Below are 14,702 nucleotides of genomic sequence, written 5' to 3' on the forward strand. Positions count from 1 at the left end.
GCCGCCATCTGGATAAGGTTGAGAGAGCCGGTGGTGACAGCTCGTCGCCCCGACAGGACTGGAGGTCCCGGTGATCGGATTCGAGAACATCCGCAAGGAGTACCCCGGCGGCGCGGTCGCGGTGGCGGACTTCAGCCTGGACATCGCCTCCCACGAGTCGGTGGTGCTCGTGGGAACCTCCGGCTCGGGTAAGACCACGCTGCTGCGGATGGTCAATCGCATGGTCGATGCCACCTCCGGCCGGGTCCACATCGACGGGGACGACGTGGCCAGCCTGGATCCCGTGACGCTGCGTCGCAGCATCGGCTACGTCATGCAGGCCTCCGGGCTGCTGCCGCATCGCACCGTGCTGGACAACATCACCACCGTGCCCGTGCTGCGCGGCACCTCCAAGGGGGAGGCCCGCCGCCGCGCTCACGAGCTGATGGAGACGGTCGGCCTCGATGCCGCCCTCGCCCGCCGCTATCCTGCGCAGCTCTCCGGTGGTCAGCAGCAGCGCGTCGGCGTGGCCCGTGGCCTCGCGGCCGATCCGAACATCCTGCTGATGGACGAGCCCTTCGGTGCAGTGGACCCGATCGTGCGCAGTGAGCTGCAGCAGGAGCTGCTGCGCCTGCAGCGGGAGCTGCGCAAGACGATCGTGTTCGTCACCCACGACATCGACGAGGCGTTCCTGGTCGGCGACCGCGTCGTCATCCTCAAGCCCGGTGGCGTCGTGGCCCAGGTCGGCACCCCGCAGGAGATCCTCGCCGATCCGGCCGACGAGTTCGTGGCGAGCTTCGTCGGCGCCGACCGCGGGGCCCGCACCCTCCACGTCGAGCAGGTCGACGGACGCGATGTCGTGGTCGACGCCGACGGTCGCGCGGCCGGTGTGCTGGAGACCCCGTCGTGAGCTGGGTGCTCGCCAACCTCGATGTTCTCGCGGCGCGCACCGGTGCCCACCTGGTCCAGGCGCTGCCGCCGATCCTCATCGCGCTCGTGCTGGCGCTGCCGATCGCGAAGCTCGCCAACCTGACCGGCTGGCTGCGGCCGGGTGTCACCACCGCGTCGGGACTGATGTACGCGATCCCCTCGCTGCCGCTGTTCGTGCTGCTGCCGGGCATCATCGGCACCGGAGTGCGCAGCCCCGTGAACATCATCGTCGCGCTCTCGCTGTACGGCCTGGCCCTGATGGTCCCCGCCGCCTCCGACGGGTTCCGCTCCGTAGACCGCGACGTGCTCAGCTCCGCCACCGCACAGGGGTACGCCCCGCTGGCCCGGTTCTGGCAGGTCGAGCTGCCGCTGGCCGGGCCGGTGCTGCTGGCGGGCGTGCGCGTCGTCGCCGTCAGCACCATCTCGCTGGTCACCGTGGGCGGCGTGCTCGGGGTGCCCAGCCTGGGAATGCTCTTCGTGGACGGGTTCCGCCGCGGCATCGTGGCGGAGATCGCGGCCGGCGTGGTGCTCACGGCAGCGCTCGCCCTGCTCACGGACGCGCTGCTGGTGCTGCTGGGCAGAGCGCTGATGCCCTGGACCCGGCGGAAGGTGGTCAGCCGGCCGTGAACGAGAATCCCTACGGCGAGGCCTTCGTCTGGCTGGCCGACCCCGCTCGCTGGAGCGGCCCCTCCGGCATCCCTGTGCGCACCCTCGAGCACCTCGGTTACACCGCCCTCGGGGTGCTGATCGCCGCACTGATCGCCATTCCGATCGGCCTGCTGGTGGGCCACACCGGTCGGTTCGCCGGGCTCGCGGTCGCCGCCTCCGGGGCCGCCCGCGCCCTGCCCACGCTGGGACTGGTCACTCTGTTCGCCCTCGTGCTGGGCATCGGCCTGACCGCGCCGCTGCTGGCCTTCGTGATCCTGGCGCTGCCCTCCCTGCTCGCCGGGGCGTACTCCGCGGTCGAATCGGCGGACCCCGCCACCGTCGATGCCGCCCGCGCTCAGGGCATGACCGAGTGGCAGATCCTCACCCGGGTCGAGATCCCGCTGGGCATGCCGCTGATCATCGGCGGCTTCCGCGGGGCGACGGTGCAGGTCGTGGCCACCGCCATGCTCGCGGCCTACGTCGGCAACGGGGGCCTGGGCCGCTACATCTTCCTCGGGCTCGGCTCCCAGGACTATCCGCAGATGATCGCCGGTTCCCTGCTGGTGATCGCCCTCGCGCTGCTGCTCGACCTCGCGCTGCTGATCATCCAGCGCGCCACCTCCCCGCGCGGTGCCCGTCCCGCCTGAGCACCGCCCCTCCCGTTCCATCGGTCCACTGTCCCGTCCCGTCGGCCCACCGTTCCATCGCCCGTCCGCTGTTCCGCACCCCAGGAGGATCCTCATGACCATCCACAGCACTCGGCGCCGTCTGCTCGGCGCGTTCGGCATCGGCGGCGTGGCCCTCGGAGCGGGCGCCTGCGGCAGCTCGGACCCCTTCGAGGAGGGAAGCGGCGGAGAGGGCGGTTCCGACGGCGGCGGCTCCGGCGGGGCCGACGCGAGCACGATCGTGATCGGATCCCAGGCCTACTACTCCAACGAGATCATCGCCGAGCTGTTCGCGCAGGTCCTCGAAGCCGAAGGACTCACCGTCGACCGGCAGTTCCAGATCGGTCAGCGCGAGGTCTACATGCCGGAGCTCGAGAGCGGCGCCCTCGACGTGCTGCCGGAGTACACCGGCAACCTGCTGCAGTTCTACGACTCCGAGGCCGCGTCGGCCAGCCCCGAGGAGATCCACTCCGCGCTCGGCGAGGTGCTCCCGGAGGGCCTGCGTCTGCTGCCGTTCGCCGAGGCCACCGACCAGGACTCCTACACCACCACGTCCGAGTTCGCCGAGGCGAACTCCCTGAGCTCGATCGGCGATCTCGCGGGCATCGACGATCTGAAGATCGCCGCCAACAGCGAGTTCGAGGTCCGCCCCTACGGGCCCGAGGGCGTGAAGTCCGTCTACGGCGTCGACATCACGGTGGTCCCGGTCGAGGACTCCGGTGGTCCCCTGACCGTGCAGGCGCTGACGGACGGGGATGTGCAGCTAGCGGATCTGTACACCTCCGATCCGGCCATCGTGGCGAACGATTTCGTCGTCCTCGAGGACCCGGAGTCGCTGATCCTGCCGCAGAACGTGGTCCCCGTCGTCAGCGAGAAGGTCGACGAGGCCGCCGAGGCCGCCATGACCTCGGTCATCGAGGCGCTGACGCCCGACGACCTGATCGAGCTGAACCGTCAGAGCGTCGAGGACCAGGCCTCCTCGGCGGACATCGCCAGCGGCTGGCTCAGCGAGAAGGGCCTGGTCTGATGAGGATCGCCGTCACCGGAGCGACCGGGAAGATCGGCGGCGCGGTCGCCCGCGAGCTGAGTGACCTCGGGCCCGACCTGCGACTGGTGGTGCGCAGCCCGCGCCGGGCGCCGGAGATCGCGGGAGCCGACGTGGTCCGCGCCGAGTACGCCGATGCCGACGCGTGCCGGACCGCCTTCGCCGACGTCGACGTACTGTTCCTGGTCTCCGCCGGGGAGGCCGCCGACCGGATCGAGCAGCACCGCACCGTGATCCGGGCCGCGGCCGATGCCGGCGTGGGCCACGTCGTCTACACGTCCTTCCTCGGCGCCTCGGCCGAGGCGGAGTTCACGCTGGCGCGGGACCACGGCGCCACCGAGGAGTTCCTGCGGGAATCGGGCATGGCGTGGACCGTCCTGCGCGACAGCTTCTATGCCGACGTCCTGCTCGACTTCGCCGGCGAGGACCGCACAGTCCGCGGGCCAGGAGGGGAGGGCCGCTGCGCCTTCGTGGCCCGAGCCGACGTCGCCGAGGTCGCCGCCGCCATCCTGCGCGACCCCTCCGGCTGGGCCGGGCGCACCCTCGACCTCACCGGACCCGCGGCGGTGTCGCTGGGCGAGGCCGCCGCGATCATGACCGGCGCGCTGGGGGAGGAGTACCGCTACGTCGACGAGACTCTCGAGGAGGCTCACGCCTCCCGGTCCTCCTACGGTGTGCCGGACTGGATGGTCGAGGCCTGGATCAGCACCTACACCGCGATCGCCTCAGGGCAGCTCGACGTGGTCAGCGACGACGTCGCCACGGTGCTGGGCCGCCCGGCCACCCCGCTCGCGGAGGCGGTGGCCTCGCCCTTGTGAGGCGGCCGCCGCTGGCCGGTGAGGCGGGGTGAGGCGGCCACCGTCCCTGTGCTCGGACGGGTGGGCGGCGGCGCGGCCCACGGCCGGACCGGGCGGTCACGATCCTCCCGAACACCGCGTGCAGCGGCCGGCGGTCTCCTAGGGTGGCGGTATGACCACGGAAGAGAACAAGATCGTCGTCAGCCGCGTCATCGACGCCCCCGCCAAGGACCTCTTCGACCTGCTGAGCCTGCCTGCACGCCACCCCGACGTCGACGGGTCCGGCATGGTCCGCTCCGCCGAGAACACCGAGCGCGTGACCAAGGCCGGTGAGCAGTTCACGATGAACATGTATGCCGAGGGCATGGGTGGCGACTACCGCATGCGCAACCACGTCACCGCCTTCGACGAGAACAAGATGATCGGGTGGAAGCCCGCTCGCGAGGAGTCGCCGGACGACGTGCCCGGCTGGGAATGGCTCTACGAGCTCAAGCCCCTCGACGCCGGTACCACCGAGGTCACGCTGACCTACGACTGGTCCGCGGTCACCGACCCGAAGCTGCTGCCGATCTTCCCCGGGGTTCCGGAGGAGGACTTGGAGGAGTCGCTGAACAAACTCGCCGCCGCGGTCACCAACCCCTGATCTCGCGCGCACGCCGCCCCGGTCCGCGCCTGCTGCGGATCGAAGCCCGGTCGCGCACCCCCGTAGTGCAGCCAGGAGGTTGCACTACGGGGCAGGTCGTGCCACGCTGGTCGCACGCGGCCAGGGCGGTCGCGCCCCGATCACAGGAGCCCGCCATGACCAGCGACCCCACCTCCCTTCCGGGTGACGACGTCCGCCTGACCACGGACGACGTGCCCGACGAGATCATCCGCAGCATCCACATCGACGCGTCGGCCGAGACGGTGTTCGCCATCATCAGCGAGCCCGGATGGTTCATCAATGACGGCGAGTATCGCCCGCATGAGATCGAGACCGACGGGGACGTCGCCCGGGTGGTCGACCCGGTCCATGGGGAGTTCTCCCTCGGCATCGAGGCGCTCGAGCCGCCGCGTCGCGCGGTGTTCACCTGGCTCGGCGGCCAGGCCGGAGCACTCGACGACTGCCCGAAGAACACCGTCGAGTTCACGATCGAGCCGGACGGGAACGGCGTGCAGCTGACCGTGCGCGAGCGAGGCTTCGCGGGGATCAGCTCCGACGCCGCTGTGCGCCGCGAGCGCTTCGAGGACAACACGAAGGGCTGGATCGAGGAGCTCGCCGTGGCGCGGACGCTCGCGGAGGCGTCTGCGTGAACGCGCCGCAACGGGCTGCCGACGATCCCGCCGCGCCCGGTCACCCCGTCGGGCACACAGGACCTCGCCATGTCACGGCGTCCGAGGCGACGGCAGGGCGCCACCGGGGAGACCTCGACGGTCTGCTCGCCGAGGGGGCCGACGAGGTGTTCGCAGCGCTCGCCGACCGCACCCGTCGGCGGATCCTCGTGCGCCTGGCGGAGCAGCCCGATGACGCCGGGGCCGTAGCGCGCGACCTCGACCTCACCCGCCAGGCCGTCGCCAAGCACCTGCGTATCCTCGATGAGGCGGGGCTGGTCGAAGTCACCCGGCAGGCCCGCCGCCGCGTCCACGACGTCCACCCCACTCGCATCCGGGAGGTGTCCGACCTGCTCGGCGTCGTCGCCCGCGGCTGGGACCGCCGACTGGCACGGATCAAGGAGCTGGCCGAGGGCTCCGGCCCCGGGGCGTGAGGTCTGGCTCGCCGGGTAACCGTCTTCGCCGCATGGTCGCGCGGGTCGAGTAGCCGCCTTCCCCGTGTGACTGTCCTGGCCGGGAGCCGCCTTCGCCGCATGGCCGCGCTCGTCGCGCGGATGCCCCGAGTTCCGCGGCCGACGACCGCTGTGCAGGTGAGAGGGCTACGCTCGCACCATGGGCAGGGTCACCGAGAGGACGCGGATCCGCACGGTCCGAGTGCGCGAGGGCACGCTGTATGCGGGCCGCAAGAGCGACCACGTCGCCGTCGAGGAGCCGCTGGACATCCGCCTGAACGGGCAGCAGCTGAGCCTGACCATGCGCACCCCGGGCCACGACGTCGAGCTGATCCACGGCTTCCTCCACGGGGAAGGGCTGATCGCCCACCGCGAGGACATCACCGAGGCCCGCTACTGCGACGGCGCCGTGGTCGAGGACGACAGCGGCTTCGCCCGCAACACCTACAACGTCATGGACTTCACCACCACGCGCCCGCAGCTGCTGCCCCTGGCCACGAAGAACTTCACCACCACGTCCGCGTGCGGAGTCTGCGGCTCCGAGAGCATCGATGCGGTGCGCCAGAAGAGCCGGTACACACTGATGCAGAACTGGTCGCTCGACCCGCGCGTCATCCTCGGTGCCGCCCGCGCGCTGTCCGCCGAGCAGACCGTCTTCGCCCGCACCGGGGGCGTCCACGCCGCGGCTCTCGTCGACCTCGAGGGCAACCTGCTGGTGGTGCGCGAGGACGTCGGCCGGCACAACGCGGTCGACAAGGTCATCGGCTGGGCATTGCTCGAGGATCGCCTGCCCGTGCGGGACACCTTCCTCCTGGTCTCCTCGCGGGCCAGCTTCGAGATCACCCAGAAGGCCTACATGGCCGGGATCCCCTTGCTGGCCTGCGTCTCCGCGGCGAGTTCGCTGGCCGTGGACACCGCCGAGGAGTTCGGCATGACCCTGGTGGGCTTCACGCGCGCCAGCGAGGACGGCGATGGCCGGATGAACCTCTACACCCACCCCGACCGCCTCGACCTCCGCGACGTCGCCGGCTGATCCCGCCGCCTCGCACGTCACATCGATCGTCCAGCGGCGGGATACTCTCGGCGCGTGACCCCCGTCGACGAACCTCCCGCCCCAGCCGCCGCGAACGAACCCGCCGTCACATGCGTCGAACCTGCCGTCGCTCCCGACTACGCCGAGTTCTGGGCGGAGGCCCGCGCTGCGCGCCCGTCCTTACCGGCCGGGATGCCCGAGGCCTGGGCGTTCGGCGCGACTCCGGAGCACGCCGACGGTCTGCTCGCACTGGTGCTCGAGGGGACGAAGACGGCAACGGCCTCCTCGCTGTGGGACTACGAGGAAGAGGGGGAGCCGATCCCCGCGGTCGGCGATCTCTCGATCATCCTCGACGGTGCCGGCGTTCCGCGCGCGGTGCTCGAGGTGACCGCGATCGACATCGTTCCCTTCGATCAGGTCAGCGACGACCATGCCCACTCCGAGGGCGAGGACGACCGCACCCTGGGAAGCTGGCGGAGGATCCACGAGACGTTCTGGCGTGAGCACTCCTCGCGCGGCTTCGCGCCCGACATGCCCGTGGTCTGCGAACGCTTCCGCGTCCTCCACCGAACGTCGGCGGGTCCGACGGGTGCCGATGAGCGCAGCTGACGGTCGACGCGCTACCGCAGGGACAGCAGGCTCGCGGCGGTGACCTCGTCGACCACGACGTCCGTGGCGACGCCGGCGCGCAGCGCGGCCCGCAGCGGCAGGGCCTTGCGCGTCCCGGCCGCGAGCAATAGCCGGCGGGGGATGCGGGCCAGCTGGACGGGGTCGGGCCCCGAACCCCGTGCGTTCATGTCGATGCCGCGGAAGGAGCCGTCGGCCCGCAGGAACACCGTGCACACATCCCCGATGGCGCCGTCGGCCCGCAGGGAACGGAGGTCCTCGCTGGTCAGGTAGTTGTTGGTGTAGACGTGGCTGGGGACCTCGGCGTCGAAGGCGCCGACGCTGAAGACGGCCAGGGTGCACTGGCGCTGCGTCTCCAGCACGCGCTGGACGGAACGCTCGCGCCACATGGCGTCGCGGGTGGCGGTGTAGTCGAAGAACGCGGGGACCGGGAAGTGGTGGACGGTCGCGTCCCACAGCGTCGCCGCCTGCGAGAGCACCGTGGAGACATAGGTGAGCCCGGAGCCCTCGGTGTTGATGGCCCCGTTGAGCTGAACGATCCGCAGCCCCGGCACCGGGCGCGGGCGCACGGCGCCCACCAGCGCAGCGATGGTGGTGCCCCAGGCCATGCCGATCGTCATGCCCGGCTCCAGCATGTCGTCGAGGTACCCGGCCCCTGCCTCCGCGACGGCTTCGAGGCGTTCGCGCTCCCCGTCGGCCGGGCCGGCGGCGATCACGTGCGCCGTCACCCCGTACAGCTGGGCGATCCGGCGCCGCAGCGCCTCGACCCGGTGATCGCTGGGCGGGCGCAGGGAGATCTGCACCAGTCCCGCCTCGCGGGCATCGCGCAGCAGCCGCGAGACGGTCGAGCGCGAGACGGACAGCGCGCCGGCCACCGCCTCCATGGTCTGGCCCTCGTCGTAGTACATCCGTGCAGCATCGAAGGCCGTCTCGAGGCGTGTTCCCGGCGTCATACGGGCAGTCTTGCACGTTCGTGCACCACACTTGCGCGACGCTGCACGGAGGTTCGACGATGAGCGGAGTCGTCACAGAAGTCGTCATTCGCGAAGGAGCGTCACGTGTCCGACCTGCATCGGTCCGCCCTCACCCCGGAGAACAGGACGGAGCACCTGGCGCGCCTGCGCGCCGCGACAGCGGAGAACCCGCTGGACATCCTCGTGGTCGGCGGTGGCGTCAACGGCGCCGGCGCCGCCTTCGACGCCGCGACCCGCGGCCTGAGCGTGGGCCTGGTCGAGTCGCGCGACTGGGCCAATGGCACCTCCTCGCGCTCCTCCAAGCTCATGCACGGCGGCCTGCGCTACCTCCAGATGCTCGACTTCAAGCTGGTCGCCGAGGCCCTGCGCGAGCGCGACCTGCTGCTGGAGCACACCGCCCCGCACCTGGTGCGGCCCATCAAGTTCGTCTTCCCCTTCTTCAAGAAGGTCGTCGACCGCGCCTTCATCGGCTCCGGCGTGATGCTCTACGACGCCATGCAGTCCGTCGGCCGCAAGCGCGCCGTCCCCATGCACCGCCACCTCCTGCACGAGAAGATGCTCGAGGTCTTCCCCGCCCTGGACGGCGAGAAGGCAGTGGGAGCGCTGGAGTACTACGACGCCGAGGTCGACGACGCCCGCTTCGTGATGATGCTGGTGCGCTCCGCCGCGCAGCTGGACGCCTCGGTCGCCAACTACACCGCCGTCATCGACTACCTCCACGACGAGCGCGGCCGCGTCACCGGTGCTCGCATGCGCGATCAGGAGACCGGCGAGGAGTTCGAGGCCCACGCCCGCGAGACCATCCTCGCCGGCGGCGTCTGGACCCAGGAGCAGCAGGAGCTCGCCGGGGCCGACGCCGGTCTCGAGGTGCTCGCCTCCAAGGGCATCCACATCACCGTCGCCCGTGACCGCATCCCCGCCGCCCCGGACACCGGGATCATCACCCAGACCGAGAAGTCCGTCCTGTTCATCATCCCCTGGGACGAGTACTGGGTGATCGGCACGACCGACACCCCGTGGACGCACGACCCGCGCACCGTCGGCGCCACTGCCGAGGACATCGACTACGTGATCGAGCACGCCAACGCCGTGCTCGCCGACGACCTCACCCGCGAGGACGTCATCGGCGTCTACTCCGGCCTGCGCCCGCTTCTCCAGCCCGTCAAGAAGGGCAACGACTCCGGCTCCACGAAGGTCTCCCGCGAGCACACCGTGATGGAGATCGAACCCGGCCTCAGCGCGATCGCCGGCGGCAAGTTCACCACCTACCGGGTGATGGCCGAGGACGTCGTCGATTTCGCCCTGAAGGACTCCGAGCCCGACCGCAAGAGCCTCACCCGCTCCCTCCCCGTGATCGGCGCCCAGGGATTCACCGCCCTGCAGCGCGAGAAGGACCGCCTCGCCGCCCGCTACGGGTTCGACGAGGTGCGCATGGAGCGCCTGCTGTCCCGCTACGGCGCCCTGCTGTCCGACGTGCTCGCGCTGATCGACGAGGACCCCTCCCTCGGGGAGCCGCTCGAGCACGCCCGCTACCTCCGCGCCGAGGTGCTCTACGCGGTCCGCGCCGAAGGCGCCCGCCACCTCGCCGACATCCTCCAGCGCCGCACCCGCCTGGACTACGAGACGCCCGACCGCGGGACCGACGCCGCCGAGGAGATCGCCGCCCTCGTCGGCCCGGACCTCGGCTGGGACGAGGCCGCCCGCCGCCGCGAGATCGACTCCTACTGGGAGTTCATCGCCGCCCGCCTCGAGGGTGAGCGCGCCACCAGCGACGAGCTCGTCTCGACGCGCCTGGCCGAGACGACGGAGGTGCCGCCCCGGACCTGACCGCAGTCACGGGCGCCGGCCGAGCCTCGGCCGGCGCCGGTCGGGGTTCCCGCAGGCCACTGCCTGCACCCCGACGGATGCCACCGGCCCCGCACCGCAGCGGGGTCGCTCGATGAGGAGGACCCATGGCAACCATTTTTCTCTACGAGATCGCCGGCACGGCGATGCTCACCCTGCTGGGCGGTGGTGTCGTCGCCAACGTGATCCTGGGCAAGACCAAGGGCAACGGCGGCGGCTGGCTGCTGATCAACTTCGGCTGGGGCCTGGCGGTCTTCGCCGGTGTCTGGACCGCCTACAAGACCGGCGCGCACCTGAACCCCGCGGTCACCGTCGGACTGCTCTCCAGCGGCGCCGGTGAATACGCCGACGGGATCCCGATCACCGTCGCCAACACCATCGCCTACTTCGCCGCCGAAATCATCGGCGCTTTCCTCGGCGCCGTCGTCTGCTGGCTCGCCTACAAGACCCACTACGACGCCGAGACCGACCCGGGCACGATCCTGGGCACCTTCTCGACCGGCCCGGAGATCCGCTCCTACGGCTGGAACGTCGTCACCGAGATCATCGGGACGTTCGTGCTGGTGTTCATCATCCTCATGTTCGGCAACACCCCGAACGAACTCGGCCCGCTGGCCGTGGCCCTGCTCGTGGTCAGCATCGGCGCCTCGCTCGGTGGTCCCACCGGCTACGCCATCAACCCGGCCCGTGACCTCGGCCCCCGCCTGGCCCATGCCATCCTGCCCATCCCGCACAAGGGCGGCAGCGACTGGGCCTACTCCTGGGTCCCGATCGTCGGCCCGCTGATCGGCGGCATCCTCGCCGGCGTCGTCAGCATGGCGTTCTGAGCCACCGCGTCACCCTTTTCAGAAGAACCCGCTCATCACACGAAGGAGTCCCGATGAACGACCAGCAGCAGTACATCCTCTCGATCGACCAGGGCACCACCTCGACCCGCGCGATCGTCTTCGACCACGGCGGCCAGATCGTCGCCACCGGCCAGAAGGAGCATGAGCAGATCTTCCCCAAGTCCGGCTGGGTCGAGCACGACCCGGTGGAGATCTGGCGCAACACCCGCACCGTCGTGGGCCAGGCGCTGACCGGGGCCGACATCAACCGCCACCAGCTGGCGGCCGTCGGCATCACCAACCAGCGCGAGACCGCCGTGGTCTGGGACAAGAACACCGGTGAGCCCGTCTACAACGCGATCGTCTGGCAGGACACCCGCACCCAGCGCATCTGCAACGAGCTCGCCGGGGACGAGGGTCCCGACAAGTACAAGGAGCGCGTGGGCCTGCCGCTGGCGACCTACTTCTCCGGCCCCAAGATCAAGTGGATCCTCGACAACGTCGACGGAGCCCGCGAGCGCGCCGAGGCCGGCGACCTGCTGTTCGGCAACACCGACGCCTGGGTGCTGTGGAACCTCACCGGAGGCCTCAACGGCGGCGTGCACGTCACCGACGTCACCAACGCCTCCCGCACGATGCTCATGAACATCGACACCCTCGACTGGAACGAGGACATCGCGGCGGACATGGGCATCCCGCTCTCCATGCTGCCGGAGATCAAGTCCTCCTCCGAGGTGTACGGTCACGGCCGCAAGAACGACCTGCTCATCGACACCCCGATCGCCGGCATCCTCGGCGACCAGCAGGCGGCCACCTTCGGTCAGGCCTGCTTCGAGATCGGCCAGGCCAAGAACACCTACGGCACCGGCAACTTCATGCTGATCAACACCGGCGAGGAGCTGGTGCGCAGCGAGAACGGGCTGCTGACGACGGTGGCCTACAAGATCGGCGAGAACAAGCCGGTCTATGCCCTGGAGGGCTCCATCGCGGTGACCGGCTCGCTGGTGCAGTGGGTGCGCGACAACCTGGGCATCATCAAGGAGGCCCCGGAGATCGAGGACCTCGCCAAGAAGGTCGACAACAACGGCGGCTGCTTCATCGTGCCCGCCTTCTCCGGCCTGTTCGCCCCGCACTGGAAGCCCGACGCCCGCGGCACCATCGTCGGCATGACCCGGTTCATCAACAAGAACCACATCGCCCGCGCCGCGCTGGAGTCGACCGCGTTCCAGTCCGCCGAGGTGCTCGACGCCATGAACGCGGACTCCGGCGTCGACCTCACCGAGCTCAAGGTCGACGGCGGCATGGTCATGAACGAGACCCTCATGCAGTTCCAGGCCGACATCCTCGGGGTGCCCGTCGTGCGCCCGAAGGTCATCGAGACCACCGCGCTCGGCGCCGCCTACGCCGCCGGCATCGCGGTGGGCTTCTGGGACGGCGAGCAGGACGTCATCGACAACTGGGCCGAGGACAAGCGCTGGGAGCCCGACATGGACTCCGAGACCCGCGACCGGTACCTGCGCCTGTGGAACAAGGCCATCGAGCGCACCTTCGACTGGGTCGACGACGACACCGAGGCGCTGTTCGGCTGACGCCGCTGCGCGGCTGTGACCGCGCGCCAATGCACGGCTGCACGGCTGCGACCGCGCGCCGCGTGGAGCACCCCCTCCCAGGGGCCGGAATCCGACATGGATAACGGCCCGCTGGAGGGGGTGCTCCACGCGAGGCGTTCCGTACACGGGATGAGGTACGCGAGGTGTTCCGTGCATGGGGTGCTCCACGCGAGACGTTCCGTGCACGGGGTGGGTGCGCGCCGGGACTGGCCCTGCGGCCGTTTGCGGGAGGGGACGGGATGTGAGATAGGTGGCGCCCGTGCCCAGTGACGATCCGGCTACGACTGCCGCGCCAGCTCGTGATCCGGGTGAGTATCCGGCTACCCGCGCGTAGGCTCAGCGCCACCCATCGCACCCCCGCTTCCCCTGAGACCCCACTCTGAGATCGGAGCCTCCTCATGGATCTCGCCTTCAGACTCGTCGCCCTGGCCGTCTACTTCGCCGCGATGATCGGCATCGGCCTCTACGCCTTCCGCAAGACCCGCGGCGGTGAGGACTACATGCTCGGCGGGCGCCAGCTCCACCCGTTCGTCGCTGCTCTGTCCGCCGGCGCCTCGGACATGTCCGGCTGGCTGCTGCTGGGTCTGCCCGGAGCGCTCTACATGGGCGGGCTGGTCGAGGCGTGGATCGCCATCGGCCTCACCATCGGCGCCGGACTGAACTGGTTCTTCGTCGCCCCCAGGCTGCGGCAGTACACGCAGATCGCCGGCAACGCGATCACCGTGCCCAGCTTCTTCGGCAACCGGCTGCACGACCGCACGAACATCCTGAGGATCGCCGCGGGCCTGATCATCCTGGTCTTCTTCACCTTCTACGTCTCCTCCGGCATGGTCGCCGGCGGCGTGTTCTTCCAGTCGATGTTCGGCGGCCCGTACGTGACCGGCATGCTCATCGTCGGCGGCGTGACGGTGCTGTACACGCTGTTCGGCGGGTTCCTCGGCGCGACCTACACCGACGTCGTCCAGGGGCTGGTCATGCTGGTCTCGCTGCTGATCGTGCCGATCACCGCCATGTTCGCCGTCGGCGGGCCGGTGGCCATGTTCGAGTCGGTGCGCGAGGTCGACGCCGACTTCGCCAGCCTGACCGCCGGCGGCTCCGCCCTCGGCATCATCTCCGCTCTGGCCTGGGGCCTGGGCTACTTCGGCCAGCCCCACATCATCGTGCGCTTCATGGCGCTGCGCTCCTCCCGCGACGCCCGCTACGGGCTGGGCGTGGGAATGGTCTGGATGATCATCTGCGTGATCGGGGCCGTGTTCACCGCGCTCGCGGGCCTGGCCTACTTCCAGCAGAACGCCGACGCGGTCCTCACCGACGAGACCAACGGCGAATCCGTCTTCCTCGACCTCTCCCAGATCCTGTTCCACCCGATCGTGGCCGGTGTGCTGCTGGCCGCGGTGCTGGCGGCGATCATGTCCACCATCTCCTCGCAGCTGATCGTGACCAGCTCCGCCCTCGTCGAGGATCTCGTCGGCGGTTTCGGCGCGAAGCTCGGGGACAAGGGCGCGCTGTGGGGCGGCCGCATCGGCGTGCTCGCCGTCTCCGTGGTCGCGATGCTGCTCGCCCTCGCCCCGGACAGCTCCGTGCTGGAACTGGTCTCCTTCGCCTGGGCCGGGTTCGGCGCGGCCTTCGGCCCGATCGTGCTGCTGGCCCTGTTCTGGCGCCGCCTGACCATGGCCGGCGCCGCGGTCGGCATGGTCTCCGGCGCCGCCGTCGCCTTCATCTGGGGCTGGTTCACGCCCGATGTCGCATGGGGCCTGTTCGGCGACGAGCACCTCTACGAGATCATCCCCGGCTTCCTGATCTGCCTGGTCCTGGCGACCCTCGTCAGCCTGGTGACCCCGCAGCCGCCGGCGCTGGCCATGCGCGAGTTCGACGACACGGTCGAGACGGTGACCACCGGGGAGATCCCGGCCCACGCGGCCGACGGGGAGACCGGACGCCCCGCCTCGACCGTCTGAG

Annotated in this window: 15 protein-coding genes; 14 read left to right on the forward strand and 1 reads right to left on the reverse strand. The window is 70.4% G+C overall.

The genetic code is table 11. The features are described 5' to 3' along the window. Window positions 1-70 precede the first annotated feature (70 nt). From ACFQS2_RS09835 to ACFQS2_RS09880, 10 genes are all read left to right on the forward strand, one after another. Window positions 71-889 (forward strand): ABC transporter ATP-binding protein, encoded by an 819-nt coding sequence (locus tag ACFQS2_RS09835; RefSeq protein WP_377793565.1) that lies wholly within the window; start codon window positions 71-73, stop codon window positions 887-889. Beyond that, entirely contained in the window at window positions 886-1,536 is a 651-nt protein-coding gene (locus ACFQS2_RS09840) for an ABC transporter permease (protein WP_377020199.1), read from the forward strand. The genes ACFQS2_RS09835 and ACFQS2_RS09840 overlap by 4 nt, the downstream gene beginning before the upstream one ends. After that, complete coding sequence (locus tag ACFQS2_RS09845) at window positions 1,533-2,204, forward strand: ABC transporter permease (protein ID WP_377020200.1); 672 nt, start codon at window positions 1,533-1,535, stop codon at window positions 2,202-2,204. Before ACFQS2_RS09840 ends, ACFQS2_RS09845 begins: the two co-directional genes overlap by 4 nt. A 94-nt stretch (window positions 2,205-2,298) precedes the next feature. Then, window positions 2,299-3,249 carry an ABC transporter substrate-binding protein gene (locus tag ACFQS2_RS09850; protein ID WP_377793566.1) on the forward strand — a complete coding sequence of 317 codons (951 nt, stop codon included), beginning with the start codon at window positions 2,299-2,301 and terminating at the stop codon, window positions 3,247-3,249. Then, window positions 3,249-4,085, forward strand: a complete 837-nt coding sequence (locus ACFQS2_RS09855) for an SDR family oxidoreductase (protein ID WP_377793567.1) — start codon at window positions 3,249-3,251, stop codon at window positions 4,083-4,085. The genes ACFQS2_RS09850 and ACFQS2_RS09855 overlap by 1 nt, the downstream gene beginning before the upstream one ends. A gap of 151 nt (window positions 4,086-4,236) precedes the next feature. Next, window positions 4,237-4,707, forward strand: a complete 471-nt coding sequence (locus tag ACFQS2_RS09860; RefSeq protein ID WP_377793568.1) for an SRPBCC family protein — start codon at window positions 4,237-4,239, stop codon at window positions 4,705-4,707. A gap of 155 nt (window positions 4,708-4,862) precedes the next feature. Then, entirely contained in the window at window positions 4,863-5,357 is a 495-nt protein-coding gene (locus ACFQS2_RS09865) for an SRPBCC domain-containing protein (protein ID WP_377793569.1), read from the forward strand. Further along, the gene (locus ACFQS2_RS09870; protein ID WP_377793571.1) at window positions 5,354-5,809 is read left to right on the forward strand and encodes an ArsR/SmtB family transcription factor; all 456 of its coding nucleotides are present in this window, start codon (window positions 5,354-5,356) and stop codon (window positions 5,807-5,809) included. The genes ACFQS2_RS09865 and ACFQS2_RS09870 overlap by 4 nt, the downstream gene beginning before the upstream one ends. Before the next feature lie 178 nt (window positions 5,810-5,987). Further along, window positions 5,988-6,860 carry a formate dehydrogenase accessory sulfurtransferase FdhD gene (gene fdhD / locus ACFQS2_RS09875; protein ID WP_377793573.1) on the forward strand — a complete coding sequence of 291 codons (873 nt, stop codon included), beginning with the start codon at window positions 5,988-5,990 and terminating at the stop codon, window positions 6,858-6,860. Between the two features lie 192 nt (window positions 6,861-7,052). Continuing rightward, a complete protein-coding gene (locus ACFQS2_RS09880; protein ID WP_377793815.1) occupies window positions 7,053-7,469 on the forward strand; it encodes an ASCH domain-containing protein in 417 nt (138 codons plus the stop codon). Between the two features lie 11 nt (window positions 7,470-7,480). Here the strand turns inward: ACFQS2_RS09880 and ACFQS2_RS09885 are convergent, their stop codons facing one another. Further along, window positions 7,481-8,440, reverse strand: a complete 960-nt coding sequence (locus ACFQS2_RS09885) for a sugar-binding transcriptional regulator (protein WP_377793574.1) — start codon at window positions 8,438-8,440, stop codon at window positions 7,481-7,483. Between the two features lie 105 nt (window positions 8,441-8,545). On the opposite strand from ACFQS2_RS09885, the gene ACFQS2_RS09890 reads away from it, so the two are divergent. From ACFQS2_RS09890 to putP, 4 genes are all read left to right on the forward strand, one after another. Next, window positions 8,546-10,288: a glycerol-3-phosphate dehydrogenase/oxidase gene (locus ACFQS2_RS09890; RefSeq protein WP_377793576.1), complete on the forward strand. Its 1,743-nt coding sequence runs from the start codon at window positions 8,546-8,548 to the stop codon at window positions 10,286-10,288. Window positions 10,289-10,413: 125 nt separating this feature from the next. After that, window positions 10,414-11,133 carry an MIP/aquaporin family protein gene (locus ACFQS2_RS09895; protein WP_377793577.1) on the forward strand — a complete coding sequence of 240 codons (720 nt, stop codon included), beginning with the start codon at window positions 10,414-10,416 and terminating at the stop codon, window positions 11,131-11,133. Window positions 11,134-11,186: 53 nt separating this feature from the next. After that, entirely contained in the window at window positions 11,187-12,722 is a 1,536-nt protein-coding gene (glpK, locus tag ACFQS2_RS09900) for a glycerol kinase GlpK (RefSeq protein WP_377793578.1), read from the forward strand. A 419-nt stretch (window positions 12,723-13,141) separates the two neighbouring features. Continuing rightward, the gene (gene putP / locus ACFQS2_RS09905; RefSeq protein WP_377793579.1) at window positions 13,142-14,701 is read left to right on the forward strand and encodes a sodium/proline symporter PutP; all 1,560 of its coding nucleotides are present in this window, start codon (window positions 13,142-13,144) and stop codon (window positions 14,699-14,701) included. Window position 14,702: the final 1 nt, after the last annotated feature.

It is taken from the genome of Brachybacterium sp. GCM10030267 (assembly GCF_042666875.1).
Lineage (GTDB): Bacteria > Actinomycetota > Actinomycetes > Actinomycetales > Dermabacteraceae > Brachybacterium.

What these genes read in the sequence shown, in the direction of transcription:
- ACFQS2_RS09895 (WP_377793577.1), top strand. Translation starts at nt 10,414, where the DNA reads ATGGCAACCATTTTTCTCTACGAGATCGCCGGCACGGCGATGCTCACC.
- ACFQS2_RS09885 (WP_377793574.1), bottom strand. Translation starts at nt 8,440, where the DNA reads ATGACGCCGGGAACACGCCTCGAGACGGCCTTCGATGCTGCACGGATG.
- ACFQS2_RS09855 (WP_377793567.1), top strand. Translation starts at nt 3,249, where the DNA reads ATGAGGATCGCCGTCACCGGAGCGACCGGGAAGATCGGCGGCGCGGTC.
- glpK (WP_377793578.1), top strand. Translation starts at nt 11,187, where the DNA reads ATGAACGACCAGCAGCAGTACATCCTCTCGATCGACCAGGGCACCACC.
- ACFQS2_RS09860 (WP_377793568.1), top strand. Translation starts at nt 4,237, where the DNA reads ATGACCACGGAAGAGAACAAGATCGTCGTCAGCCGCGTCATCGACGCC.
- fdhD (WP_377793573.1), top strand. Translation starts at nt 5,988, where the DNA reads ATGGGCAGGGTCACCGAGAGGACGCGGATCCGCACGGTCCGAGTGCGC.
- putP (WP_377793579.1), top strand. Translation starts at nt 13,142, where the DNA reads ATGGATCTCGCCTTCAGACTCGTCGCCCTGGCCGTCTACTTCGCCGCG.
- ACFQS2_RS09880 (WP_377793815.1), top strand. Translation starts at nt 7,053, where the DNA reads ATGCCCGAGGCCTGGGCGTTCGGCGCGACTCCGGAGCACGCCGACGGT.
- ACFQS2_RS09865 (WP_377793569.1), top strand. Translation starts at nt 4,863, where the DNA reads ATGACCAGCGACCCCACCTCCCTTCCGGGTGACGACGTCCGCCTGACC.
- ACFQS2_RS09850 (WP_377793566.1), top strand. Translation starts at nt 2,299, where the DNA reads ATGACCATCCACAGCACTCGGCGCCGTCTGCTCGGCGCGTTCGGCATC.